The following is a 26,843-nucleotide window of genomic DNA, read 5'->3' as shown; positions in this document are numbered from 1 at the left end:
CTTCTTTTTCTTTTGTTACAAAGTTTCTATTATACTAATACGCTTGATAGAAATACGATTAATGCTGTTAATACTACCGCTCCACTTGCTGATCCTACGAAGTCACCTTTTGTTACTTGTAATACTTGCTCTTTCATATCATTTATCCTCCCTTTTCATAAGTTATCTATATGTAATTTCTAAGAAATGTTTATTTCATAGTTTTTATGTTAACGTTACATTAAATTTGATAACGTAATGTTTGTAACATTAATGTAACATAACTATTGTTACGTTGCAATATAATAACGTGAAATTTATTACACTTTTTTTACGTTTTTTTATAATAATCCCCAAAAACCTTTATTTAATGCACTTTTCACTAAGCTCACGTTTGTAACATTCATGTAATATTACAGTCATAAAGTGAAATATAGTCATACTCCTCTCTATTTTTGTTACAAACAGTTTATTTAGTGACACTAAACCTATCTAATCTTTACTTACTTTTAATATGAGATAAAATACCTTCTTTCCAAGATAAGTTTATATGTTTCCTCTATATAACTATGTATAATAAAAACAAAGAGGTGGTCATTTTGAAATTAATCGCATTAGATATGGATGGTACACTACTATCATCTAATCTTGAAATCTCCAAAGAAAACCTACAAGCAATCCAAACTGCACAAGAAGCTGGTCATATTGTAATGATTTGTTCTGGTCGTGCGAAAGAGGATGCTTTAAAGCTATTGGAAGAATATAAATTATCTCTTCCAGTCGGAGCAAGCAATGGGGCTATTGTTTATGTGGATGGAAAAGTAATTAACTCGCGTTGTATACAAAACGACAAAGTGTACAAACTTGCAAAATTACTAGAATCTGAAAGTTTCCCATATAAGTTATATACAAATAAAGGAGTTTATTCTCCATATACATGGCAAGATCAAGTGATGCAAGCATTCGAAGAAAATAAGCAGGCGCTCGATGTTACATTAGAGGAACTTGAACGAATTACAGAAAAGCAAAAGAAATCGAACTTAATTACTGATTTCAAAAAAATAGAAGATGTTGTAAATAACCAAGAACTAGAAATATCTAAATTCTTCATTTCAACATTTAATGCAGCGCATCGCGCACAGCTATTAAGCGTGTTACAAGAAGACGCTGATATTATGGTTACAGCATCAGCTCCTACTAACTTAGAAATTATGGATAAGAATGGACATAAAGGAAACGGACTACAGCAGATGGCAGCTCATTTTAATATTCCTATTGAAGATACAGTTGCTATTGGTGATAATTTTAATGATGTACCAATGTTAGAAGTAGCAGGCTTATCTGTTGCAATGGGCAACGCTGAAGAAGATGTAAAAAAACTATGTGATGTTGTAACATTAACAAACAATGAACATGGTGTTGCTCACGCAATCGAGCAATTTGTATTGAAACAAACTTCATCTAGTAAATAAAAAAAGGACTCTTTCCATTTGAAAGAGTCCTTTTTTTATACATGATGACAAGAAACAAAATGATCATCACCAACATTACGAAATTCTGGTATTGTTTTTTTACAAACATCTGTTGCAAACGGGCAACGTGTATGAAAACGACAACCTGAAGGTGGATTTGCTGGACTTGGAATATCCCCTTCTAGTATAATTCGCTCTCGCTTCACTGTTGGATCTGGTATTGGAACGGCTGATAACAATGCTTTTGTATACGGATGTAGCGGATTGGTAAATAACTCATCACGCGGCGCCGTCTCCACAATCGTACCTAAATACATAATTCCGATTTTCGTACATAAATGTTCTACTACACTCAAATCATGTGAAATGAATAAATAAGATAATCCCTTTTTCTCCTGTAACTCACTAAATAAATTAATAATTTGTGCTTGGATAGATACATCTAGTGCCGCCACAGGTTCATCAGCTACAATGAATTCTGGATTTAACACCATAGCCCTTGCGATTACGATACGCTGACGTTGTCCACCAGAAAACTCATGGGGATACCGGTCAATATGATAAGGAGCTAAGCCACATAACTCCAATACTTCAATTACCTTTTCACGAACATTTTCTTTCGTCGCTAATCCGTGGGCCAACATCGGCTCTCCAAGCGCTTCTCCAATTCTCATTCTCGGATTTAATGAGCTAAATGGATCTTGAAAAACAAGCTGCATATTAGGACGATGTTTTCTCAATTCATCCTTCGATAAAGAATGAACATCTTTCCCTTTAAACTTCACTTCCCCCTCCGTTTTTTGAATGAGACGTAAAATTGTTTTTCCTATCGTTGTTTTTCCGCTCCCTGATTCGCCAACGAGACCAAACACTTCGCCTTTATTAATAGTAAAACTTACTCCATCAACTGCTTTTACATGTCCGATCGTTCTACTAAATATGCCACCTTTAATTGGAAAATATGTCTTTAGGTTTTTTACCTCTAATAATGGTTCACTCATTGCTCCGCACGCTCCTCATATAACCAGCAAGCTACTTTATGATTTTCATCATTTACATTTAGATTTGGGACTTCTTTTTCACATATTTCCATACAATGCTCACAACGCCCGCTAAAGTAGCAAAACTCATCCAAACCAACTAAATTAGGAACTTGCCCTGGAATAGAATATAGTTTATCTATTCGTTTTCCCATCACTGGTTTTGATTTCAACAAGCCTTTCGTATACGGGTGTTTCGGATTTTGGAATATCTCTAGTACTGGGGCTTCTTCAATAACTTTCCCGCCATACATAACAACAACGTAATCAGCCATTTCTGCTACAACGCCTAAATCATGTGTAATTAGTAAAATAGATGTTTTAAACTCTTCTTTTACTTGTCTTAATAAGTCTAATATTTGAGCTTGGATCGTAACATCAAGAGCCGTTGTCGGTTCATCAGCAATTAATAACTTAGGATTACAACTAAGCGCAACAGCAATCATAATACGTTGTAACATCCCGCCGCTCAATTCATGCGGATAAGAATGAACAATTTCATTAGCACGGGCTATGCCAACTTTACGAATTAACTCAATTGCTTTCTTATACGCTTCATTTTTACTAAGTAATTCATGCTCCCTTAGCGTTTCTACAATTTGCTCACCTACAGTGAAGACCGGATTTAGCGATGTCATCGGTTCTTGGAAAATCATCGCAATATCATTGCCTCGTAAACTACGAAGTTCTTTCTCTTTCATTCCTAAAAGACTTTTTCCTTCATATAAAATATCTCCACCCACTACACTGCCAGATTCAGCAATAAGCCCCATAATAGATAAAGCCGTTACACTCTTCCCGCAACCTGATTCTCCTACTACACAAACCGTTTCACCTTCTCGAACAGCAAAGCTAACATGGTTTACAGCCTTCACTGTCCCTTCCTCTGTTTGAAAGTGTGTTTGTAAGTCTTTTAGCTCTACTACCGCTCTACTCATACCTTCTCACCTACCTTCTCATCTTTGGATCTAACGCATCACGAAGTGCATCACCAAGTAAATTAATTGATACAACTGTTATAAAGATTGCAAAACCAGGCGGAATCCATAACCACGGACGCTTTTGGAAATCAATTAATGAGTTAGCTGCGCTAATCATGTTCCCCCATGATGGTGTAGGTGGGACGACGCCGAGACCTAAGTAGCTTAGCGCGGACTCACTTAAAATAGATCCAGCCACACCCAAAGTTGCTACAACAATAAGTAACGGAAAGACGTTAGGAATTAGATGATGAATGATTTTTCGAGAATCTTTTAATCCTAATACATCTGCCGCTTGCATAAAGGCTTGCTCCCGCAATGTTAAAATTTGTCCTCTCACAAGACGGGCAAGTCCTGGCCATCCTACTAAACTTAAAATAATCATTACAACATATAAACGGTACTCCGATGGTAATTTCCATTCTGATAAAATTGCTCCCATTATAATAAGTAGCGGTAATCCTGGAATGGACATTAAGACATCTGCAACACGCATAATTAAATGATCTACAACTCCTCGATAAAAACCAGCAATGGCTCCTAATAGAGCACCTAGTATAACGGATAGTAGCATCGACGCTAAACCAATTGTTAATGAAATACGCCCTGCTTGCATAAGTCTAGTTAAAATATCCCGTCCCAACTGGTCTGTTCCAAGCCAATGTGACAGGCTGGGTGGTTTATTAATTTGTGTTACTTGTACTTTCCCATCAGCATACGGTGAAAAGATTGGACCGATAAAACTAAATAAAAACATAAATATTAAAACGTATAAGCCACACAGTGCCATCTTATTTTTCTTGATTTTTTTATACGCTTGGCGCCATGGTGATGATTCATTTCTCTTTTTCCGTTCTTTCTTTTTCTCTATTATGGGTGTAATAGTCTCCATATCTTTCCCCCCTTACTTCAATCGAATTCTTGGATCAACAAACGCATATACAATATCAGCTAAGAAATTAGCCATAATCGTTAAACAAGAAAGAAACATTGTAAAGGCCATTAATACCGTATAATCACGGAAGTTTAATGCTTCTAATTGAATACTCCCAATCCCTGGCCAATTAAAAATCTGTTCAATAATAATAGCTCCTGAAAATAAACCCGGTAATTCAAAAGCGAGTAATGTAATTGCTGGCAAAATTGCATTTTTCAATGCATGTTTATAAATAACGGTTCTTTCTTTTAAACCTTTTGCACGAGCAGTACGAATATAATCTTGCCTAATAACATCCAACATGCCCGTTCTAAAATAGCGTGTTAACGATCCTACACCAAGAAGAGTTAAAATAAATACAGGTAGAATCATATGACGTAATACTTCTAATATGTATGCTATCCCTGTTGAGTTACTCCCAATATCAATCATGCCACCAATAGGTAATAACTTTAAATCAACTGCTAATAATTTAATTAAAAATAGTCCGATAAAGAATGATGGAAATGACATTGCTGCAAAGACACCGATTGTTACCAATCTATCAAACCAAGAATGCTGCTTTGTTGCAGAAATAACCCCAATAATAAGAGCAATAATCCAAGTGAAAAATAAAGCTGCAGCAGCAACAATAAATGTATTCCAAATGAATTTATTAAGTAATGAAGTTACCGGTTCTTGATACTGTAAAGAAAATCCAAAATCACCATGCAAAGCATTCACTAACCAATGAAAATACCTTTCAATAATCGGTTTATTTAAACCGTACAACTCTCTTAATTCTTGAGCCCTCTCTGGTGTTAATTTTGGATTTGAATCGATATAATCACCCGGTAAGAGTGCAAATAAGAAAAAGATAATAATAGACGTACCAAACAATGTAGGAATCATTTGTAGAAACCTACGAATGATATATGTTTTCACCTTTTGTCTCCCCAATCCTATTTACTTAAAAATAGAAGAACATTTTTTCAAAACAGCTACCATTCCATTGCTGTGTGAAAAAACGTCTTCTATTATTTAGGTCAACCCTTATTGTTCAATAGATAACACTGGTAAGTTGGAACTGATGCTATCGTACTTTTCTGGATCAATTCCTTTTATACGTGCATTATGAGCATAAAGTAGTTTACGATAGTTTAATAAAATAACTGGTGGATCATCACTTAACTCTTTATACAGCTCTTTATAAATCGCTTTACGTTTTTCAATATCTGTCGTTCCTATACCTTTTACAATCAAATCATCTACTTTCGGATTATTATAACCCGTATCACTTTTTGGATTAGTTGATAAGTACTCACTTACAACTTCACTTGGATCACTAATTCCTGGTGTTGAAACTGCCGCTAAATCGTAGTCACCTTTTCCTACTTTTGAAAGCATCGTATTAAAGTCCATCAACTCTGGATTTAATTCAACACCAATTTCTTTGTAACTTTCTTTTGCAATCGGAATAAAGATATCATTTGTTTTACCTGTATTTGATGCGTAGTATGTTAATTTTAATTTTTGACCATCTTTTTCACGAACCCCGTCAGAACCTACTTTCCAACCAGCCTCATCCAATAATTTTTTAGCCTTTTCTACGTCATGCGGATATTTATTAATACCTTCTTCTGTATATGCCCATGAAACTGGAGCAATTGGTACGTTAGCGACAGAGCCATAGCCTTGTAAAGCTGTATCCACATACTTCTTACGGTCTAATCCATAAGTAAGTGCTTGGCGTACCTTTTTATCTTTCAAATACGACTTCTTATTATTTACATAGATATAAGCAATATCACTTGATGATTCAAGATTAATATTTGCAAACTCTAATCCTTTTAATTGGTCTATATTTTCAGGGTTCGCTCTAAACCCACTATAGTCCAGTTCACCTGTTTGGAATAATTGGAATCCAGTATCACCTGATGTGATTTTGTAAATAAAGTTTTTAATTTTTGGTTTACCTGCATAATAATTTTCGTTAGCAACAAAGCGGACTTCTTGACCTGGAACATATTTTTCAAATTTATATGGACCCGCTGCAATTGGTTGCCCATATAATGCTTTTAAATAGTCTAAACTTGTATTTTGTTTATAATCTTTTCCATAATAAGCTTTTGATAGCACTGGGCCACCTAAATTCGTTAGCGCCTGTGAATTAACTTTTTCAGTTGTAATTTTAATTGTCTGTGGATCAACAACTTGGATTCCTTCAATAGAAGTTGCTTTTCCTTCTTTATATTCTTTCCCACCTTTAACAGCATACTGAGCAATATCCAATCCACCTTCATACGCTTTATCATGAAGTAGTGTTAATGTAAATGCTACGTCATCCGCTGTTAAAGGCGACCCGTCACTAAATTTTAAGTTTTTACGTAAGTGGAATGTATATGTTAACTGGTCAGCAGAAATATCCCATTTTTCTGCAAGATCCGGAACAGGTTTACTTTGTTTGTCTGTTGTTACTAATGAAGCAAAAATAACCGACGTTACATTTCCATCCCAACCATTATCTTGGAAATACGGAAGGAAAACTCCCCCTGGCTTAGAAATGGCTGTAATGAAAGTATCTTTTCGTTGATTTGCTTTCTCTGGACTTTTCTTTTTATCTGTAGCTGGAATTGATTCAATCTTAGAATCTTTTAAATCCTGCTTTTTTACTGGTTCTGTAGAAGCCGTATCCTCCTGTCCCCCACAAGCAGATAACACAAGCGAACTACTAAGTAATACTGAAAATACACCAGCCCATTTTTTTGTCTTTTTCTTCATTGTCCCCACCCTAACTGTTTAATAGTTATACCCTTTGAACTTATTAGCTTATGTATGCCTCCCACAGCACATTTATAGCCAATCGGAAAAGTCGGTTTTAATCAAAAAAAATAGATGTTTTTGAGGGGTAACAATCTTATTCCGACCTTTCCGGTAGACTTTATGGTTATTAGCTTATATCGTTCAGTATATTTTGTCAATTCTTTCTAAATAAATATTTTGAGAATTTTTCCAAAATTATCACTCTATCCTTATACTTTAAGAAAACTCAGCTATAATTCGTATTAAAAACTTAAAAATCTACTTCTATTTCTTCAGCATGAAACATAGAATACTAATAACCAATTACCAAAAAGGGGGCGAAAATATGGACAACCTATTCCAATACGTCCTGCACTACGTATTATTAACAATTATGATAGTCGGGGCGCTATTACTATTCCCGTTCTTCCCAAAGTTCGTCCTCTTTTTAGCTTTTTTTATCATGCTCGGGATCGCTATTATAATTTCAACGAGAGAAGATACCACGCAAAAAGAGAGCAGAGTTCAGCGCGTAAAGCTGTAACTTTGCTCTCTTTTCGTTTTCATTCACTAGTCTCTTTTACACATATTTATCCCACTATTTTCCGGTCAGTAAGACCCTCACCTCAAAATTCAGCGAAAGCAAAGAAGTTAGGTGGGGGGCGTGCTGCCCGTAAAAGCCCGATTCGTGAGGACTGATTAAAGTCTCACTTTATCTCTCGGGAAATAATTAGCCTTTGTTTTTGTAATTACTCCTATCGAAAAACCACTAATGACATTTATTTTTCACCTTATCATTTCATATGTTTCACAAGCTATGCAAATTGAGGAACACGAATTTATCTAAGTTACTGTTTCACGTGAAACACATCGCTTTATTTAACCTTTAAAGCCAAATATCATTATGAAAAAAGCCACTTCCTCCAGCAAAACTGAAAGGAAGTGGCTTTCTACTCATTACTCCACAATATTCTCTAATTCATTATATAACTCTGCTCGTAACAACTCTTTCTTCGTTTTTTCCTCATATAATTTTTCAAGTCTTTCAACATCAGCTACATGTTCCATTTCACATTCTATTGCATATACATCTTCTTCTACATGCATTAACTCGTTTTCAATCTCTTCAAGATTCCTAGCTTCTTTCTCTTTTACAGGAACCGTTTCAACACTTTTTTTTCCTTGGCGTTTCTGCTTTATTACTTGCTTCTCAAGCTTTTCTTCCCACTTTTGACGAGCCCATGCATAGTTTCCTGCAAACTCAAATAATTTACATTCATCAATCCAGTACGTCTTTTCAAATAACTTATTTAAAAAATATCGATCGTGTGAAACAGCTAAAATCGTCCCGTTATATTGCTCAAGGGCTTCCTCTAAAACTTCTCTTGATTCAATATCAAGATGGTTTGTCGGCTCATCTAAAATTAGAAAATTGATGTCTTGATACATAAGTTGCGCAAGTCTTAACCTCATTTTTTCTCCACCACTAAGTTGCGTTACTTTCTTAAATACTGCTGGACCATAAAATAAAAACTTAGCTAATATATGTCTTGCTTCTCCCTCTGTTACAGCCACATTCTCCCTGAATGCTTCCAATACATTACTCTTCATATTTTCATACATATGCTGTGATAAATAACCGATTTTCACACTACTACCAACCCTAATTGCGCCAGCTTCTGGTTCCATTTCTTTTAATAGTAATTTTAGTAAAGTGGTCTTCCCTGTGCCGTTGCGACCAACGATAGCAGCACGCTCTTGAAAACGAACATGTAAATTCGCTTGTTCAAATAAAGGTCGGCCAGCAAAACCTTTACTCACTTCTTTCATTACAACAACATCTTTCCCGCTTCTCTCTTGCCCTTCAAACTGAAGACCCATCTGTTTTCGTTCTAAAATCGGCCTCTTTAATTTCTCTATACGTTCTAACGCACGTTCCATATTTCTCGCTCTTTTATGCAATCCTTCATTCGGAGGGTTCGCTTGATTTGCCCATTCACGTAGACGCTTAATTGCTTCTTTCATTTTCTTTATTTTCTTTTGTTGCTCCTGATAAGCTTGAAACTCTTGAAGTAATCTTTCTTCCTTCTCCTCAACGAACTGAGAATAATTCGTATGGTACACGTGAATCTCTCCATCTTCCAAATCAAAAATTTTCGTTACAACTTCATCAAGGAAATAGCGATCATGTGAAATAACCATAACTGTTCCATTATATTCTTTTAAAAATTGCTCTAACCATTCAACTGCAAACAAATCTAAATGATTTGTTGGTTCATCTAATAGAAGTAAATCTGGTTTCTGCAATAGCATATATGCAAGGCTTACTTTCGTCTGTTCTCCTCCACTTAATTCCGTAAATACTCTTGAAAATAAGTTTGTCACTTGTAAGCCATTTGCTACCTTCATTATATTTGCCTCTATTTCATAACCACCGAGAAATGCAAATTTTTCTTGAATTACTCCGTACCTCTCCATTAGCTTTTGCAAAGAAGATTGTTCCTGCTCTTCTGCCATATTTTTTTCTAGAGTATGCATTTCTTTTTCTAATTCCTTTTCTACTTTAAAAGCGGAACTCAATACATCATATACAGTCATGGCCTCATCAAACTTCGGAATTTGTGCGACATGACCAATACGTGTACCTTTCTTCATATGGATGGCTCCTGCATCCAAACTCTCCATTCCCGTTAGAAGCCCAAAGATTGTTGTCTTCCCACTACCGTTACGCCCAACTAACCCAACACGTTCACCATTCTTTATTTCAAGCGATATATTTTCAAATATGATGTTTCCACCAAAAGATTTCGTTACATTATTTACACTACAAATAGTCATTTTCCGTACTCCTTTCAATATAAAAAACCATGAGAAAGAAACATTCCCCATGGTTTTTCGGCATAGAAAAAGGAAGCCAAATAGCTCCCTTTTCACACGTTTATTAAAAATGGGTGAAGAGATTTCTATCGTTCAATAGTCACTATGCAATTGTTAAAAAAGGGCATACGTATCCCGTTAACAACTACATCATGAAAAATCGCACGACAAAAATAGATAAAATCTAAAAATTTGGCACGTGCAGCTAAAGAACGTTTCATCTCATTCACCCCTTTCGTACGGAATTTAATACTTACTTCTTTATTATACTTTCCAATTTCATGTTTGAATAGTCATTTTTCTGAAAATAATGAAGATAGACTAAACATTTCAATAAGTGACATCAAATCTTACAAAACTGTTATGTTCACGTAATGGAAAGCGATAGTACGAAAAGATGCCTCCCTATACAATAAAGATGTAAACAAGAGAGACAAACAAAAGGAGGAAACAAACATGATGAAAGAAATCGTAAAAGCAATCTTTGAGGTATTAGTGAACGGACAAGCAGTTGTAAAAGAACTAAATGAACTATAAAAAGGAGTGAAGAAATATGATGAACATGGTGAAAATGATTTTACACGCTTTAGTCGATGCAAAAGCAGTTAGCCAAGAATTAAACGAACAATAAAAAGGGGTATATGAATATGAAGAAAGCCATTATTATCATTGCAAGCACAGCAATTACTTTATACACAATAAAAAATAGAAAAAAGAAAAATAATGAAAATGTTCTATATTATCCATACACACTATTAGAGAAAAAATAAAAGACAAGGTACCCTATCGTAATGAGGATATCTTGTCTTTTATTTTTTCCATATTTCCTTTAGAGGATTTCCTTCTCCTTTCCCCGAATGTATTAAGCGGGATTTTTACACATATTTTAAAGGGGCATATATACAAATGGATACACAACAACTATATTTTTTAAACGATATCGGTAAACAAAAACCAGAAAGTATTCGGAATAGAAGCGCTGCATGTCCATTTTGCGATAAAGAACATTTAACGGATATTTTAGCAACTGATGGTTCTATTATTTGGTTGAAAAATAAATTTCCTACATTACAAGATACATTTCAAACAGTGTTAATCGAAACCGATAATTGCGAAGATCATATCGCAACATATACAGAAGAACATATGCGGAAATTAATGCAATTTTCTATTCAACATTGGTTACACTTACAGAAGAACAAGGAGTTCGCATCTGTGATTTTATATAAAAATCACGGTCCATTTTCAGGTGGAAGTTTGCATCATGCACACATGCAAATTATCGGAATGAAATATGTAGATTATCTTGAAAATATTGAAGAGGAAAATTTCCAAGGAGTAATTGTTCAAAAAAATGAACGCATTGAGCTTAATATTTCAGAGCGTCCCATTATCGGCTTCACTGAATTCAATATAATCATTGATAATATTTCATATATAGATGAAATGGCAAATTACATTCAGCAAACTGTACGTTACATACTGACAGATTTTCATAAAGGATGCAGTAGTTATAACTTATTCTTCTATTACTTAAATGGAAAAATTATTTGTAAAGTTGTTCCTAGGTTTGTCGTTTCACCGCTGTATGTAGGATATAAAATACCTCAAGTTTCTACAAAACTAGAAGACGTAAAAATACAACTAGCGGAGTATTTCACAAAATGACACGATTATCAAAAAAAATAGAGTAGGTATCAAAACCTACTCTTTTATTACACCTTTATTTCGATAGTACACATCTTCTAATCCGATGTTATACTTCATGTTATTATCCGTCCACTCCGGCCCTAAATTCCCTGGCCATCCAGATGTATTCGCTATATATTTCAGTAATGCAAAATCAGTCAAACCTTTTTGCACCCCGCGCTTATATCCTTTCATCAAATGCGGCATTGCAATTTGTGCATTTGTACGTGGATCTTTTAGCTCATCATCAGTTAAATGTTCTGGTGCAAGCCCGCCGCCGCGGTGTAGTTGAAACAATCCGAATGAAGTTCCATTATCTCCAACACTCCTTGGATTTAATCGACTTTCATGCTCAGCAATTGCAAGAGGTATCCATTCTGGAAGATTTACTTTCTTCGCTTCCTCTATAATGATTTGTTTCACCTGTTTTGCTTCTTCTGAATCAACATAGCTTGTTCCATTCACTAGCTTATCCATTCCTTCAGACTTTCCTTGGAAATATAAATATACTCCAAGAACAACTAAAAATCCTACAAAGAATTTCTTCACTACCTCTACCTCTTTCTCCGCTGAAATTTGTCCCCTTTCAGCCTTCCCTTTACAATTACCTACATTCTACTACTCTTTTATCATAGCAAATAACTATACATATTATCATCATGCTTTAGACCGATTTTGTGAAAAAAAATCTGGTAAATACGTGCAAAAATGTAACTTTCATAGACTATAACGCATTTATTGTATATAATTGTAAATTGAATTCTAAATATAAACTAGGAGAATAATAATATGAAAAAATGGCTGTTACTCTTATTTAGTTTACTACTATTAATTCCTGTCCCTATTTCCGCACAAAAAACCGAACAACCAAAAACCCTTATTTTATACAGTTCAAACGATGATCAAATTACAAGTGATATCCAAATACTTAATACACAAGTAGGACATTTCACTAATAATATAACAATTAAAAACATAAAACAGTTAGCTGAAATAACTGATAAATCTTCGTATACACATGTTATTTACATGAGTGAAAAACAAGAAGAACTTTCTACTGAAGCAAAGAAATTTCTAGAAGGATTCCCAGGACCATTACTAGTTTTAGGTCAAAATATAGAACAGTTATCTAATCGTTTTTCATTTATCACACTTAAAAATGAAGATATAAACTCTGATACAATTGAATATCCAACACGTAAACTAAAGAATATATTAGAAGAAGAAAGAACAATTAAACAACTTGACACAAATGGAACAATTCTCGCCCATGCTTTAAGAGGAAATAATACTTATCCATTAATTGTACAGCAAAACAATTCTTATTATGTAGCAACTTCTAACCTCTTTGATTGGATATCTTATTATATTGGCGAAAGCCTATTTTCTTATTTTCAGCAAAAACCCGAAACTAATAAAAAATTAGCTTATTTACGTCTTGAGGATGTTCACCCAGCCGCAGATACATATCAATTAAAAGAAATTGCTGAATTACTAAAAGAGAAAAAGATTCCTTACATGATCACTGTTATTCCTGTATATACAGATCCAGATACAGGTAAAACACTACATTTAAAAGATAAACCCGAACTAGTCGATCTTTTACGCTCTATGCAAGATGATGGTGCAGCGATTATTATGCATGGTTACACTCATCAATTTTATGATAGTGAAACTGGGGAAGGTTTTGAATTTTGGGACGTAAAGACAGATCAACCAATTCGCCAACCGAAACATGAAAAACCGAAGACAAAAGATGACTTTCCAAATATAGAGGCATATAACCAATATGTAAAAAAAGGGGAAGAGTTTGAGGAAAAATATACGACAGATCATATCGAAAAGGGGATTCAAGAACTTGTAGATGCTAAACTATATCCTGTCGCCTTTGAAGCACCTCATTACACAATGTCTCAAAAAGGGTATGAAATATTATCAAGATACTTTTCAACTTATGTAGGACAACTACAGTTAAGTGATACAACTTGGAAATCCATGCACTCTCCAGCATATAGAAGTACACCATCATTTCTACATGGAATGAAATTAATGCCTGAAACAGTCGGTTTTATTGAAGAAGATAAGCCACAAGCTATTGCTAAAATGAAAGCAAATGCTTTATCTGTTGCTAAATTATCCGATGGGGTTATTGGAGCATTCTATCATCCTTACTTAGGTGTGAAACCATTAAAAGAAGTGTTAAAGGATCTAGAGAGTATTCCAAATATAGAATGGATTGATTTACAAAAGGAAAAGAATGAAGTAAAAATGAAAGATATTCATATTACGACGAATAAAGATGGCATTCACGTTGAAAAACCAACCAGTGCGAATGACATAATTGATTATATAAAGCAATATGGCTTCTTCCTTATACTAGGGTTCGTTATCATTGTCTTTCTTTTATTATTAAAACGTGCGAAAAAATTAGAATCCTAATACAAAACCACCGAGCGGAACGCTTGGTGGTTTTTTGTCATATATCAAACCGTGGTATTTTACTAAATAAATTCAACTTTTACTTTTTCCGTTACATGATTAAAACTATAATTCTCCTATCCTTTCAAATAAAATCGACTTGTATTTTCATATATTGTTTCCGCGGCCTTATCAATGGATATGTTTTTTATAGAACTAATTTCCTTTAATACCTCTCGAATCATTCTTGGGTGCGTTATAACATCCTCTTGAAATTCCCACGGTCCATCTGTTTCTACCATCATATATTCAAGCGGATAATACGAAACGATTTCTCTAATCTTCTCCTTATGTAAAACATCCGGTGTAATCGAAATATAATAACCATTTCTCATCATCCGTTTCATTGTTTCATCGCTTCCTTTAAACCAATGGAAGTGTGCACGTGAAACTTTATATTTCTCTAGCAAATCACATACAATGTCAGCATCTTCATAAACTGCGTGTAATACAATCGGCAAATTATACTTACTAGCTAGTTCTATAAATTTTTTCAATACAGCTATGTATGGATCTGCAGCAATCCTTTCATCTTCTTTTCTCAAATAATAGGGCAAACCTACTTCACCAATCGCAACAATTCCCTCTGCGTTCTGTTCAATAAGTTGATAAATCTGTTCACACTCCTCTTTATGAATCTGTTGCTCTGGATGAAACCCTATCGCTGGATATATAAAAGGATACTTCTTCGCTAAAGATAACGTTTCCTTACAAGAGTGATAATTTATAGATACTGCAATAAGCCCCTTTATTTCATTACTATTTTCCACCTCTTTTAGTAATCTGCTCTTCTCTTCATCCTTATATTGATCAACATGTATATGACTATCAATCCATTTCATCTTTATGCCCCCATAAAAAAAACAAGAAAGGACTTCCTTTCTTGTTTTAGCATCTATATTATTTAACAATTAAGTTTGTTATGATATCAAATAATCCAATACACACTACGGCAACAGTAAAGTAGCTACAGAAATCTTTAATTGGTAACTTCACTACTTCTTCTTTACGCATCCCATTTTTCTCCCTTCTTACTAGATCCCTAATTATTTTTCTATCTGTATCTATTATGCAAAAAATATGACAAATTTACTATCGAATTAACTTACGTAAACCTTACAATGTTGTAAGGTTTTAAAAAAGATCCCCATCTTTATTCAGATGAGGATTATTAAAAATTAGTTGGTTTTTCATTCTTCATTACAAACAGAAAGTAATACATTGAGACTTTCTAGTTATACTATATGAAAATTACTATCTTTTAACTATCGAATTACATTACAGAAGGCTTACATGTTTGTAAGTTATGTGTAATGTAATTCGATAGTTCCCCTTACTTATATTTCGTACAATAACGTTAGAAAGTAAGCCAAATAAGAAGAACACTCACATAACCAAATTACATTGCTAGTAGCTACTCTTCTTATACCTTTCACCTATGCTACTACAATGTACCCCCTTCCCCTTTATATAATAAAAAAGCCTTAGTCTATATGTACTAAGGCTTTTTTGTTAATCTCAAAAATACCCTTACCCAGTATTTTTATTTTCGACAAAAAATAGCTGGGGGTATATTTTACTATCTCATCGTTAAAAGTTTGCTCTTCGCATTTATAGGAATATTTGCAACCTCAATCTCTTCAATCGATTCACCGTAACGTCCTTTTGCAAAAACCTTTAATGCTTCATCTCTCTTTAACATATGCTTAACCGTTTTCTTTATTTTCTGCTCTCTACCACGTTCATCGAATGCAATAAATTCATATTCATACCACTCATCACCAATATGCTGACCAATTGTATTCACAACCGTATAGTATTCTTTCGTCTTATAAAATGGATTATATTTATCGATAACCGGTCCAAGTTTCGTAGGCAGTAACATTACTACTATTACTATCATCGCTATTATAGTAGTGATCATTTTTTTCTTCATAATAAACATTCCTCCTCTGCAGGATATATATACATCCATTTTAAAAAGGGGGAATAAAATCTACTATTGAATCTCATTACATTACACTTACATTTTTGTAAGAATTAAAAAAGGTGAACGAATTTACTCGTTCACCTTTTAGCTTGCTTTAAAGCCACCGCCAAGTACATCACGTACATCATGTATAACAACGAAAGCATCTTCATCTACCCGGCTAATAACTTGTTTTAACTTAACAAGCTCTTGTTTATTAATAACAACATATAAAACTTCTTTATTTTTACCAGTATATCCGCCGCGCCCTTCTAATACAGTAACACCGCGTGTCATATTTTTCGTAATAGCCTCACGAATTAAATCTGGTTGATTCGAAATAATCGTAACAGCCGTTTTTGTATCCATTCCTTCTACAATGAAATCAATCACCTTCGCTCCGATGAACACAGCTACAAGTGTATACATTGCCTTTTCTTGCCCTATTATAAATACAGAACCAGCAATTACAACAATATCAATAATTAGTACGCCTTTACCTACGCTCCAACCTAAATATTGATTTGCTAACTGAGCTAAGATTGCTGATCCTCCCGATGTACCTCCGGCTTTGAACATACAGCCTAATCCAATACCCACAAATAAACCAGCAAATAAAGCTGCTAATAATGTATCACTATTTACATGATACTCAATATGTTCTGTAACGTATAAAAACAAAGATGTTTCTACAATCCCTAAAATTGTATAAATCATTGTTTTCTTATCAAAAAATTTATAACCAACAGCTAGTAAAATTGCATTTATAGCAAAGTTCACAATTCCTGGTGACCAATCAAATAAGTAGTACGTAACAACCGTTAAACCAATAATTCCACCTTCCGATAAACGGTTTGGAATTGCAAAGTAATTAATACCAATTGCGAATAATAATGAACCAATTGTAATTAGTGTTATTTCCTTTATACGTTGATTAACCATAGTTCATACCCTCCCCCCATTTGACATTGTATCACTATCTCCTAGAGGTTTAGAAGTGGTTTTTATTCCGCTTTTTCCCTGTTAAAAATTGAAATATTATGTTTAAACATAGGGGTGATTAATTATTCATATTTACTCTAACTGCACGGACAAATTGCTCCACATTCCCTTTCTGAATATACTTAGCGCGAATGGTTTCATGATTACAAGTAAATTCAAAATACGGATGAAAATCTATGCTATCTATATGCAAATATGAATACTCTTTAAATGTTGAAGAATAGTACGGAAATTTCCCGTAAAAAAGGAGACGTCTAGTAGTGGCAACAAAAACCCCATGTTGATACGATAATATAAAATTATCCTTCTCAAATATCCCTACCACAAAAGCCAGAATCTTTTCATCATCATCTACATACTTTTTCATACTCGATAAAAGTTCATTCATGCATATTCCTCCAAATTCTATTCATTGCATTAACACTTGAAAAGAATCCATGGATTATTACAAACCGGTTTAACTCCTTTATAAAGTATGAAACGCGTTTCCTGTCAAAGATATTTCAAAAAAAATAATCCGTTATGCGATTATACACATAACGGATTAAAATTAAACTGTAGAGCGTTCCACAAGTTCGTATGGAATTTCCAGCTTTTCTTGTTCAGAACTCTCGTCATTCACTTTTCTATGCAACATTTCAAAAGCAGTTTTCCCTATCTCCTTTAAATTTTGATCAATAGTTGTCAGTTGTAACACTTGTGAGATAGGTTGATTATCAAAGCCAATAATTGCTAAATCCTCAGGAACTTGAATGCCTAATTTTTCAACCTCTGTCATAACACCAATCGCAACCTCATCACCTGCTACTATTAATGCTTCAGGAAGATCCTGCATCTCTTTTAACTTATGAGCTACTTTCACACCATCTTCTAGTGTAAAACATTCTGTAAAAATCCATTCTTCATTAACATCTTCGTCTATAGATTGCAATTGCTGTTTATAAACATCAAAACGCTTTTGACTACTCGGCCCTAATTTTCTTCCCGTACAATAACCAATTTTTTTATAACCTTTCTCAATCAAATAATCCATTCCTAATTGAAAGGCCGCTGAATGATTCGTATATACACTTGAGATGTTTGAAATATCATTGTCTTCACAAGCAATTATTGCGCCGTAAGAAGCATACGGTTCTATCGTTTCCCAATCATTTGCACGTGAACAAATAATAAGACCATCCAATTGTTTTGTTTTTAACATATGTAAACTTTTCATTTCTTCTTTTTTATTATAATTCGTTTGGCAAAGTAGCACCCTGTAATTATGCGCTAACGCAGTCTCCATCATTCCGCTCACCATCGCATCAAAACACGGATGATTAATATACGGTAAAATCACACCAACAATATTCGTTTTTCCTTTTGATAAATGAACAGCATTTGCGTTTTGCGAGTAATTCAATTTCTCAACTATCTCTATAACCGCTTTTCTTTTTTCTTCACTTACATATGGGTGATCATTCAACACTCTCGAAACAGTCGTAACTGAAACTCCCGCCATCTTTGCAATATCTTTAATATTAGCCATACACTCACCTCTACCTTTAACTTAATGAATCTCATGAACATATGTCAAATCTTCTTATCATTACACCTTCATTCGTTTCTCTTACAAAAGTGTAATTTTTCTGTAAGCTAATTCGATAGTGACTTTCCGCAACATTTCATACAATTGAGTCAGAAACAGGGTAACAACTATTCGAAAAGGAGCGGATTAATATGATGAACAAAATGAAAACAAACAATTTCTTAAATACAATGGGCATGGTATTTTCCGCTCTTATCGACGCAAAAGCTGTTGCTTCTACATTAAACAAGTAAGGAGAATGTATTATGAATAACATCACTTTTAACAAATTAGATTTTTTAGGACTAGCTAGTGGCTCGCTTCTTCTTACTGCTTTTATTTACGCCGCTACGCTTGTATAACTTTGTGTCCCCTTTCCCCTTTATTATAAATAGTAATAGAAAAGACGACCGTCTATGCCCGGTCGTCTTTTCTTATTTTTGATTTGATTGCAAAGCTTCTTTTAACTCCTCAAACTTCTCATTTAATTGATCTGTCATCATTTTCATAGCGGTTTTTCGATCTATTTGTTCTCCAGCCTCAATTTGAATTGGATCTCCAAAAATCAATTGTGCCTTTTTCCCCTTTATTAATTCTTTTACACTTGATGGACCAACATAAGCTGCTGGTACTAACGGAACATTAGAACGCATCGCAATTGTCACAGCACCCGCTTTTAATGAAACATCTTCCGCTGATCTCGTTCCACTCGGAAAAATCCCTACTACCTTTCCTTCTTTTAATAAACGTGATGGAATTTTAAGTGTACTTGGTCCTGGGTTCGCACGATCTACAGGGAATGCATTTACATTTTTAAAGAACCATTTTTTGAATTTCCCTTCAAATAATTCTTTTTTGGCCATGTAATGAATTTGAGTTGGATACATCCCTGTAGCTAACATTAATACATCCATAAAACTTGTATGTGTACATGCAACAACATACGGTCCACCTTCTGGTAGCTTTTCTCTCCCTTGTACTTCTACTTTTCCAGCTGTTTTAAATATATATTTCAACAAAAATGTAATTGGTTTATACATTTGTTTCGTTCCTTTCTAAACATCCGAAGTATAATCATATTCTTATAACAATTATAACACTAAGTTTTAGGAGTTGGTAATAAAATTAAGTATGAATTGTTAAATTTCAATTCTTACAAAAGTGTAATTTTCTTGTAAGCTAATTCGATAGTTACTTCTTACTATATTTCATACAATTAAGTCAGAAACAGGGCAACAATTATTCGAAAAGAAGTGGATTAATATGATGAACAAAATGAAAACGAACAATTTCTTAAATACAATGGGCATGGTATTATCAGCTCTTTTCGATGCAAAAGCTGTTTCTTCTACATTAAACAAGTAAGGAGAATGTATTATGAATAACAGTACTTTTAACAAATTAGATTTTTTAGGATTAGCTAGCGGCTCTCTTCTTCTTACTGCTTTCATTTACGCTGCTACGCTTGTATAATTTTGTGTCCCCTTTCCCCTTTATATAGAAAAAGACGACCGTCTATGCCCGGTCGTCTTTTAAATTTTTTCTTTCTTTCAACTCTTTTAAAAGCTGTATCAGCTCAGCTTGTTGTTTTATCTTTTTACGACCATTTCGATTAATTGCTGCAAGCTCACAGGCAACTCCGACGGCGAAGAAAAACAATAAACTTTCTAACATGTGAAATCCTCCATTTGCCTATTAAACAGCTTGACGTAATTGTTCTTCTTGTAAAACTCTCTTATTTATATTTTCTTCTTTTCTCTGGCAAACGTTATTGCGAATAAGTGCTGCAATAACAAGTACAGTCCCTATAATATCAAACATTGTGATCTGATACCCTTGCATCATCATAATAACTAAAGTCGTAATTGGTACAAAATTAATAAATAAAATCCCATTAATGGATGATAAAATTTTCACACCGTAGTTCCAAGCAAGTAGCGCTACAATACCTGGCAATGTCATCATAAATAACAAATCATACTTCACAATAGAAATCGTTCCCATACTAGGAACTGAAACATATCCAAGCGACGTAATAATTACCGTTATAATTCCTGTAACAGTCGTACCGAATACACACGTCAACGTAGAATAACGTAATGTTGACCAATCACTACACGTTTGACCACCCATCGTATAAATAACCCAGCCTACAACACCAATAAATATAAATGCTAATGGGAACATATTATCTTTCAATGTTACAAAGAAACTTATGTCACCTTTTGTAATAACAAACACAGCTCCTACAAAAGCAATAACCATACTCGTTATCATATACTTCTTCGGTTTTATATGCTTATATCCCCATAAAATACAAATAGAAATCATCGGCATAAGTGATTCCATAATGGAAGCTACCATTACACCCGACTTACCCATTAACATTTGCCCTAAAAATATGAGGACATTATATACTGTAAATGCCATCGTTCCAAAAAAGACGAGTAACTTTCCTCTTCCCTCTAAACGAAATGCCTGTTTTCCTTCTTTCATTAACAACAATACAATCAGCATTATCGCCACTGCTCCATAACGAATAAGCGAAAAATAAAATGGATCTATGTATTCTAGCGCATGATCAGCAACTGGAAACATCGCTCCCCATGACATACTCGCAATTAAACACGCTAAAGCCCCTATTATCATTTGACCTCTTCTCACCGCAATCCCCCGTTTCTTTCTATTTGCACAAAGAGAATTGTAAAAGAAAAAATATATCACGTAAAATGATTCAAAATGATGTTAACTATCATTTATAATGATAGTTAACATCAAGGGGGATTACAAAATGGAATTAAGAGACTTACAAATCTTTAAAAGCGTTGCCGACCAGGGTAGTGTAAGTAACGCAGCAAAGGAATTAAATTATGTACAATCAAATGTAACTGCACGTATTAAACAACTAGAAAACGAATTAAAAACCCCGCTCTTTTACCGCCATAAACGAGGGATGACTTTAACAGCTGAAGGAAGAAAAATGCTCGTTTATGTTAATAAAATTTTGCAAGATGTCGACGAACTAAAACAAGTATTTTTAGATAGTGAAACACCCTCCGGTATATTAAAAATCGGTACAGTAGAAACAGTAAGTACATTACCTACCATTTTATCTTCTTACTATAAAAGCTATCCGAATGTCGATTTATCATTACAAGCGGGTCTAACAGAAGAATTAATTAGAGAAGTACTTGATCATCAATTAGATGGCGCCTTTATATCAGGTCCTATTAAACATCCACTCATCGAACAATACGATGTTAGTACAGAGAAATTAATGCTTGTAACACAAAATAAAGCTTTTCATATAGAAGAATTTACAACAACGCCTCTACTCGTTTTTAACCAAGGATGTGGATACCGTTCCAAATTAGAACGATGGCTGAAAGACGAAGGTTTGCTACCAAAAAGAATTATGGAATTCAATATATTAGAGACAATATTAAACAGCGTTGCACTTGGCCTCGGAATTACACTCGTACCACAGTCTGCTGTCCATCATCTTTCTAAAGCAGGTAAGGTACATTGTCATGCAATCCCTGAAAAATACGGCAGTATTTCAACGGTTTTCATACGCCGTAAAGATAGCTATATGACGAATTCAATGCGTAGTTTTTTAAAAACAATTGAAGAACATCATCATATCAATATGCTGTGAAAGACATTCTTACATGAATGTCTTTTTTTCTTACAAAAGTGTAAGTCTTTCGTAAGCTAATTCGATAGTTGCAAGTGGACATATTTCCTATAATTAAGACATAAGCAGGGCAACAACAATTCGAAAAGGAGCGGATACGCATGATGAACAATATGAAATCAAATAAATTTTTAAATACAATGGGCATGGTGCTATCCGCACTTGTCGATGCAAAAGCTGTTGCAACTACATTAAACAAATAAGGAGAGATTATAATGAACAACATTACTTTCAACAAATCAGACTTTACCCCGCATTAACGGGCAGTAAGACTCCCACTTCAAAATTCAGCGAAATCAAAGAAGTTAGGTTTAGGATCAACTGCCCGTAAAAGCCCGATTGGTTCAACTAATAATCAGCGAGGGATACCCCGCCCTCACTGATTAAAGTTTCACTTTATCGGACTTGCAAGTGGAGCTACTCTTCTTACAGCTTTCATTTACACACTTGCTCAAGGTCTTATTTAATACTTTGTTTCCCCAAACCCCTTTATATATAGAAAAAGCTGTTCGTCTTATAGACAAGCAGCTTTTTAGTTTGTTTCATATATAATTTGACCTGTTTTCTTAATATCATATCCGCCAATTGCATTTAATTCATTATGAAATTCTTCCGATTGCAGAATGTCTTTCACGACTTCAATCAGCTCTTCATTTTCTTTATTCTTCAAAATTACTAAATCATACTGTTCTTTCATGATTGGAATAAACTCCACATTTACAATTTGCGAAAACTTTTCTGAACCTACTCCTACATCAGCTTTTCCATTTGCAACTTGCGTGGCAACACCCAGATGATTCGATTCTTCCCATTCATATCCACTAATATCAGCTTTATTTAATTTTTGGATTCGTAATTGTTCATCCACTAACACTCTAATACCAGAACCCTTTTCTCGATTTACAAACTTTATAGTGGATCCGGATATGTCAGCCCATGTCTTTATTTTCTTCGGATTTCCTTTTTGGACATAAAACCCTACATTTCTGGACAATAAATTAATCATAATACATGGTTGACCTACTAAAATGCGTTTTACGTAAGGAACATTATATGTACCCGTTTCACCATCAAACAAATGCAAACTAACGATACTTCCTTCTCCTTGATACATTTTCACTAAACTTGTTAAGCTACCTTGATACGCTCTTAAAACATTAGAACTTGGCAAACGATTTTCTATACGTTTAGCTAACATATCTAACGTTAGTTCTTGACCACTAATAATACACGTGTTCAAGATACTACTACCATCGTTTTTCACAGGAGTAACTTGTACCTTTCCTGTTTTCATTTGTTTTATATATTGATCTAAATCCACTGCATCAATGCGCATCTGTCTACCAACTCTATAAGAAGGAAGTTCTCCTTTTTTAATTAAGTCGTATACAGTTAATTTTGATACCTTTAATCGCTTTGCTACTTCTTCCGTTGTGTAGGAATGATGATCCATAGACGATTCCTCACTTTCTCCTTTCATTGTAACAAAGAAAAGAATATTTCTCCTATTTTTTAAAAATAGATATATGTTCAAATTATATTCAATTATAACTAGTTATATTTAGTTATACTTAGTTATAATTAGTTATATCAAAACGAAAGGGGATTTTTTTATGAATAAATTTACATTACGTTCTATTGGGGCACTTATACTTTCTTTCCTTCTTATATTTAGTGCTGCTTGTACAAGTGGGGAAAAGAATACAAAGTCAGCTGCTAAAGAAGATAAAACAGTTGAACTGACTATCTCAGCTGCTGCAAGCTTACAAGATGCATTAAAAGAAATTGAAAAACAATATAAAGAAAAAGAGCCAAATATCAAACTTTCTTTTAACTTCGGTGCTTCTGGAGCACTTCAACAACAAATTGAACAAGGTGCACCGGCTGATTTATTCTTCTCTGCAGCAGAAGATAAATTCCAAACCCTTGTAAAGAAAGGATTCATTAATGAAAAAGAAGGGAAAAATCTTCTTGGAAATGAACTAGTTCTAGTCATCCCTAAAGATAGTTCTCTTACAAAATTTCAAGATTTAAAAGATGAGAAAATCAAAAAAATTGCACTTGGTACACCTGAATCTGTACCTGCTGGAAAATATGCAAAGGCTTCTCTAACACACGAAAACCTTTGGAATGATGTTCAAAATAAAGTCGTATTTACAAAAGATGTTCGCCAAGTGTTAACATATGTAGAAACAGGGAATATCGATGCTGGTATCGTATACAAAACAGATGCTCTCATTTCAGATAAAGTAAAGATTGGTGAAACAGCAGCAGCTACTTCTCATGAGCCAATCCACTATCCTTTAGGTGTTATAAAGGAATCTAAACATAAGAAAGAGGCGACTTCATTTTATGAGTATTTGCAGTCAAAAGATGCACAATCTATCTTTAAGAAATATGGATTTACAGTCCTGTCGTAATTACTATGAGCATTGATGCTATTATATCGCCTGTCTTTCTATCTTTAAGAGTAGCTGCGTGTGCCACTATTCTCGTTACAATTTTAGGGACGATTGTCGGGCGAGCACTAGCTCGCTCCTCATGGCGATATAAAGTACTATTAGAAACCATATTTTTATTACCAATGGTACTTCCACCAACTGTTATCGGCTTCTTTCTCATTATCATCTTTGGAAACAACAGCCCGATTGGAAGGTGGGTTGAATCATTATTTCAGCAGTCTATTATGTTCACATCTACCGCTGCGATCATCGCTTCTACAGTTGTTGCATTTCCGCTTATGTACCAATCAGCGAAAACGGGATTTTCTATCGCAAATGTACAAATTGAAGAAAGTGCTCGTGACCTTGGCGCAAGTGAATATCAAGTTTTTCTGCACGTTACACTTCCGCTCGCATTTCCTGCATTACTAAGCGGGATGATTTTGAGCTTTGTCCGCGCGCTCGGTGAGTTTGGTGCTACACTCATGTTTGCCGGGAACATTCCTGGTAAAACACAGACAATCCCAACTGCAATTTACATGGCCATTGACGCAAGTAATATGCAACTCGCCTGGACACTTGTGGTTATCACTATTAGTATGTCACTCCTATTTCTGCTATGTATTCAGCTTATTAACAAAAGAATTACTAACCTTTAAAGCAGCTTTTTTGGAAGCTGCTTATTTATTTCTTAGGAAATAAATAAGTCGTTGGGAAATAACTGAATTTTACCTCTTATTGAAATATACATTTTATTTGAATTCACTTTCTAAAATAGGCAATTTCCTGTTATTATATGGAGGTGTTTCAAAAAATGAAGAAATGAAAACGCATTTATATCGTGAATTCTTCATCCTGTTTTAGCGATCGGTAATCTTCTACTCTATTAGTGGGGCATTACCGATCGTTAGAACGATATGTAATTATATTGGTATAGGAAACCGAAGGGAGTCTTGTAATGGACATTTTATTAGCGCTTCTTCCTGCAATTGCATGGGGAAACATCTTATTAGTAAGCGTAAAAATGGGCGGTGGTGCATATAGCCAAACGGTAGGTATGACAATCGGTGCTCTATTCTTCGCAACAATTATGTATGTATTTACTCAACCAGCTTTAACAATGACAGTCTTAATTGTTGGTTTTATTTCAGGTTTATTCTGGGCTTTAGGACAAGTAAACCAATTAAAAACAGTTGAAAAACTAGGTGTTTCAACTACCGTAACAATTTCTACTGGTATGCAACTTGTTGCAACTTCTATCTTTGGGGTTATCGCTTTCCGTGAATGGACTACTACGACAACAATTGTTCTGGGAACGATTGCAATCCTATTAATCGTAGTTGGTGTTGTATTCACATCACTAGATGATAAAGAAAATGCTCAGCCACCAGGACAATTGAAAAAAGGACTTCTTACTTTAATTGTTTCTACTTTCGGCTATCTTGTATATGTAATTATTATTCGTTGGTATAATATCGATGGTTGGTCTGCTATTTTACCACAAGCAGTTGGTATGTTTGTTGGTGCGGTTGTACTGACGTCTAAACATAAACCATTTAACAAATATGCAATTCGTAATGCTTTATCCGGTTTACTATGGGGAACGGGAAACTTATTCTTACTTCTTTCATTACCACGTGTCGGAGTAGCAACAAGCTTCCCATTATCTCAAACTGGAATCGTTATCTCAACATTCGGTGCAATTGTCTTCTTAGGTGAAAAGAAAACAAAACGTCAATTGATCTTTATTGCACTAGGCAGTGTTTTAATTATCGGCGGTGCTGTATTACTTGGTATGACAAAAGCATAATCTTATATTCTATTAGTAAACCCCTGAAGCATATATGCTTCAGGGGTTTTTCAATTCTAATTATTTTCTAGATATAATTATTTGTATGTTCTTGCCCCTTATAATTGCTCTTCCACTCTAGCAA

The 26,843-nt window shown here is 34.3% G+C and carries 29 protein-coding genes and 1 pseudogene; 12 read left to right on the top strand and 18 right to left on the bottom strand.

What is annotated here, in order from left to right:
- Positions 1-29: 29 nt before the first annotated feature.
- Entirely contained in the window at positions 30-137 is a 108-nt protein-coding gene (locus DOS87_RS01480; protein ID WP_000664237.1) for a DUF3948 family protein, read from the bottom strand.
- A gap of 441 nt (positions 138-578) precedes the next feature.
- Between DOS87_RS01480 and DOS87_RS01475 the strand changes: the two genes are divergently transcribed.
- Entirely contained in the window at positions 579-1,451 is an 873-nt protein-coding gene (locus tag DOS87_RS01475; protein ID WP_000766426.1) for a Cof-type HAD-IIB family hydrolase, read from the top strand.
- A 35-nt stretch (positions 1,452-1,486) separates the two neighbouring features.
- On the opposite strand, the gene DOS87_RS01470 is transcribed toward DOS87_RS01475, so the two are convergent.
- The 5 genes from DOS87_RS01470 to DOS87_RS01450 all read right to left on the bottom strand — a co-directional run bounded on the left by DOS87_RS01470 (position 1,487) and on the right by DOS87_RS01450 (position 7,168).
- Positions 1,487-2,452 carry an ABC transporter ATP-binding protein gene (locus tag DOS87_RS01470; protein ID WP_001294490.1) on the bottom strand — a complete coding sequence of 322 codons (966 nt, stop codon included), beginning with the start codon at positions 2,450-2,452 and terminating at the stop codon, positions 1,487-1,489.
- Positions 2,449-3,429, bottom strand: coding sequence for an ABC transporter ATP-binding protein (locus tag DOS87_RS01465; RefSeq protein WP_000085616.1), 981 nt, complete (start codon positions 3,427-3,429; stop codon positions 2,449-2,451). Before DOS87_RS01465 ends, DOS87_RS01470 begins: the two co-directional genes overlap by 4 nt.
- A gap of 10 nt (positions 3,430-3,439) precedes the next feature.
- The gene (gene opp4C, locus DOS87_RS01460) at positions 3,440-4,363 is read right to left on the bottom strand and encodes an oligopeptide ABC transporter permease (protein ID WP_000447957.1); all 924 of its coding nucleotides are present in this window, start codon (positions 4,361-4,363) and stop codon (positions 3,440-3,442) included.
- 12 nt (positions 4,364-4,375) lie between these two features.
- The gene (locus DOS87_RS01455) at positions 4,376-5,332 is read right to left on the bottom strand and encodes an ABC transporter permease (RefSeq protein WP_000860687.1); all 957 of its coding nucleotides are present in this window, start codon (positions 5,330-5,332) and stop codon (positions 4,376-4,378) included.
- Between the two features lie 108 nt (positions 5,333-5,440).
- Positions 5,441-7,168, bottom strand: a complete 1,728-nt coding sequence (locus DOS87_RS01450) for an ABC transporter substrate-binding protein (protein ID WP_000730676.1) — start codon at positions 7,166-7,168, stop codon at positions 5,441-5,443.
- Between the two features lie 367 nt (positions 7,169-7,535).
- On the opposite strand from DOS87_RS01450, the gene DOS87_RS01445 reads away from it, so the two are divergent.
- Positions 7,536-7,733 carry a hypothetical protein gene (locus DOS87_RS01445; protein ID WP_000369259.1) on the top strand — a complete coding sequence of 66 codons (198 nt, stop codon included), beginning with the start codon at positions 7,536-7,538 and terminating at the stop codon, positions 7,731-7,733.
- 413 nt (positions 7,734-8,146) lie between these two features.
- Here DOS87_RS01445 and abc-f read toward each other — a convergent pair whose 3' ends face one another.
- Together abc-f and DOS87_RS29965 are read right to left on the bottom strand one after the other, a co-directional pair.
- Positions 8,147-10,078 carry a ribosomal protection-like ABC-F family protein gene (gene abc-f / locus DOS87_RS01440; RefSeq protein WP_142330484.1) on the bottom strand — a complete coding sequence of 644 codons (1,932 nt, stop codon included), beginning with the start codon at positions 10,076-10,078 and terminating at the stop codon, positions 8,147-8,149.
- 74 nt (positions 10,079-10,152) lie between these two features.
- A complete protein-coding gene (locus DOS87_RS29965) occupies positions 10,153-10,287 on the bottom strand; it encodes an RAxF-45 family protein (RefSeq protein WP_000830643.1) in 135 nt (44 codons plus the stop codon).
- Positions 10,288-10,707: 420 nt separating this feature from the next.
- Between DOS87_RS29965 and DOS87_RS01435 the strand changes: the two genes are divergently transcribed.
- Complete coding sequence (locus DOS87_RS01435; protein WP_001998915.1) at positions 10,708-10,836, top strand: hypothetical protein; 129 nt, start codon at positions 10,708-10,710, stop codon at positions 10,834-10,836.
- 136 nt (positions 10,837-10,972) lie between these two features.
- Complete coding sequence (locus DOS87_RS01430; protein WP_065229646.1) at positions 10,973-11,734, top strand: DUF4931 domain-containing protein; 762 nt, start codon at positions 10,973-10,975, stop codon at positions 11,732-11,734.
- Between the two features lie 36 nt (positions 11,735-11,770).
- Here DOS87_RS01430 and DOS87_RS01425 read toward each other — a convergent pair whose 3' ends face one another.
- Entirely contained in the window at positions 11,771-12,304 is a 534-nt protein-coding gene (locus DOS87_RS01425) for a transglycosylase SLT domain-containing protein (RefSeq protein ID WP_000713253.1), read from the bottom strand.
- Between the two features lie 240 nt (positions 12,305-12,544).
- Between DOS87_RS01425 and DOS87_RS01420 the strand changes: the two genes are divergently transcribed.
- A complete protein-coding gene (locus DOS87_RS01420; protein ID WP_098901806.1) occupies positions 12,545-14,194 on the top strand; it encodes a DUF2334 domain-containing protein in 1,650 nt (549 codons plus the stop codon).
- Between the two features lie 116 nt (positions 14,195-14,310).
- On the opposite strand, the gene DOS87_RS01415 is transcribed toward DOS87_RS01420, so the two are convergent.
- The 5 genes from DOS87_RS01415 to DOS87_RS01395 form a co-directional block, all read right to left on the bottom strand.
- Complete coding sequence (locus tag DOS87_RS01415; RefSeq protein WP_151629026.1) at positions 14,311-15,075, bottom strand: TatD family hydrolase; 765 nt, start codon at positions 15,073-15,075, stop codon at positions 14,311-14,313.
- A 737-nt stretch (positions 15,076-15,812) separates the two neighbouring features.
- Positions 15,813-16,169, bottom strand: a complete 357-nt coding sequence (locus tag DOS87_RS01410; RefSeq protein WP_000728422.1) for a YxeA family protein — start codon at positions 16,167-16,169, stop codon at positions 15,813-15,815.
- Positions 16,170-16,307: 138 nt separating this feature from the next.
- On the bottom strand, positions 16,308-17,144 hold the full coding sequence (locus DOS87_RS01405; protein ID WP_000248045.1) for a YitT family protein: 837 nt from the start codon (positions 17,142-17,144) through the stop codon (positions 16,308-16,310).
- A 118-nt stretch (positions 17,145-17,262) separates the two neighbouring features.
- Complete coding sequence (locus DOS87_RS01400; RefSeq protein WP_001004243.1) at positions 17,263-17,592, bottom strand: PH domain-containing protein; 330 nt, start codon at positions 17,590-17,592, stop codon at positions 17,263-17,265.
- Positions 17,593-17,754: 162 nt separating this feature from the next.
- A complete protein-coding gene (locus tag DOS87_RS01395; protein WP_001273902.1) occupies positions 17,755-18,732 on the bottom strand; it encodes a LacI family DNA-binding transcriptional regulator in 978 nt (325 codons plus the stop codon).
- 305 nt (positions 18,733-19,037) lie between these two features.
- Between DOS87_RS01395 and DOS87_RS01390 the strand changes: the two genes are divergently transcribed.
- Positions 19,038-19,133: a DUF3948 family protein gene (locus DOS87_RS01390; protein ID WP_001060007.1), complete on the top strand. Its 96-nt coding sequence runs from the start codon at positions 19,038-19,040 to the stop codon at positions 19,131-19,133.
- Positions 19,134-19,205: 72 nt separating this feature from the next.
- On the opposite strand, the gene DOS87_RS01385 is transcribed toward DOS87_RS01390, so the two are convergent.
- A complete protein-coding gene (locus DOS87_RS01385; RefSeq protein ID WP_000277776.1) occupies positions 19,206-19,811 on the bottom strand; it encodes a lysophospholipid acyltransferase family protein in 606 nt (201 codons plus the stop codon).
- Between the two features lie 337 nt (positions 19,812-20,148).
- Between DOS87_RS01385 and DOS87_RS01380 the strand changes: the two genes are divergently transcribed.
- Positions 20,149-20,244: a DUF3948 family protein gene (locus DOS87_RS01380; protein ID WP_001066117.1), complete on the top strand. Its 96-nt coding sequence runs from the start codon at positions 20,149-20,151 to the stop codon at positions 20,242-20,244.
- Positions 20,245-20,286: 42 nt separating this feature from the next.
- Here the strand turns inward: DOS87_RS01380 and DOS87_RS01375 are convergent, their stop codons facing one another.
- Positions 20,287-20,445, bottom strand: a complete 159-nt coding sequence (locus DOS87_RS01375) for a YrzO family protein (protein ID WP_208730197.1) — start codon at positions 20,443-20,445, stop codon at positions 20,287-20,289.
- A 21-nt stretch (positions 20,446-20,466) separates the two neighbouring features.
- Positions 20,467-21,435 carry a DMT family transporter gene (locus tag DOS87_RS01370; RefSeq protein WP_002162953.1) on the bottom strand — a complete coding sequence of 323 codons (969 nt, stop codon included), beginning with the start codon at positions 21,433-21,435 and terminating at the stop codon, positions 20,467-20,469.
- 127 nt (positions 21,436-21,562) lie between these two features.
- Here DOS87_RS01370 and DOS87_RS01365 point away from each other — a divergent pair, with 127 nt between their 5' ends.
- Complete coding sequence (locus DOS87_RS01365) at positions 21,563-22,429, top strand: LysR family transcriptional regulator (protein WP_000423024.1); 867 nt, start codon at positions 21,563-21,565, stop codon at positions 22,427-22,429.
- 425 nt (positions 22,430-22,854) lie between these two features.
- Positions 22,855-22,935: pseudogene (locus tag DOS87_RS01360) on the top strand (DUF3948 family protein); the annotation flags it as partial.
- 65 nt (positions 22,936-23,000) lie between these two features.
- On the opposite strand, the gene DOS87_RS01355 reads toward DOS87_RS01360, so the two are convergent.
- Positions 23,001-23,921, bottom strand: a complete 921-nt coding sequence (locus DOS87_RS01355; protein WP_142287191.1) for a substrate-binding domain-containing protein — start codon at positions 23,919-23,921, stop codon at positions 23,001-23,003.
- A gap of 160 nt (positions 23,922-24,081) precedes the next feature.
- Here DOS87_RS01355 and modA point away from each other — a divergent pair, with 160 nt between their 5' ends.
- The 3 genes from modA (at position 24,082) to DOS87_RS01340 (ending at position 26,719) form a co-directional block, all read left to right on the top strand.
- Entirely contained in the window at positions 24,082-24,888 is an 807-nt protein-coding gene (gene modA / locus DOS87_RS01350; RefSeq protein ID WP_001032237.1) for a molybdate ABC transporter substrate-binding protein, read from the top strand.
- A 5-nt stretch (positions 24,889-24,893) separates the two neighbouring features.
- Positions 24,894-25,568, top strand: a complete 675-nt coding sequence (modB, locus tag DOS87_RS01345) for a molybdate ABC transporter permease subunit (protein ID WP_000020519.1) — start codon at positions 24,894-24,896, stop codon at positions 25,566-25,568.
- Between the two features lie 299 nt (positions 25,569-25,867).
- Positions 25,868-26,719, top strand: a complete 852-nt coding sequence (locus DOS87_RS01340) for a GRP family sugar transporter (protein WP_000353549.1) — start codon at positions 25,868-25,870, stop codon at positions 26,717-26,719.
- Positions 26,720-26,843: the final 124 nt, after the last annotated feature.

It is taken from the genome of Bacillus sp. CR71 (assembly GCF_003429245.1).
Lineage (GTDB): Bacteria > Bacillota > Bacilli > Bacillales > Bacillaceae_G > Bacillus_A > Bacillus_A thuringiensis_S.
The sequence above is the reverse complement of the archived record's forward strand: the minus strand, read 5'-3'. Positions and strand labels throughout refer to the sequence as shown.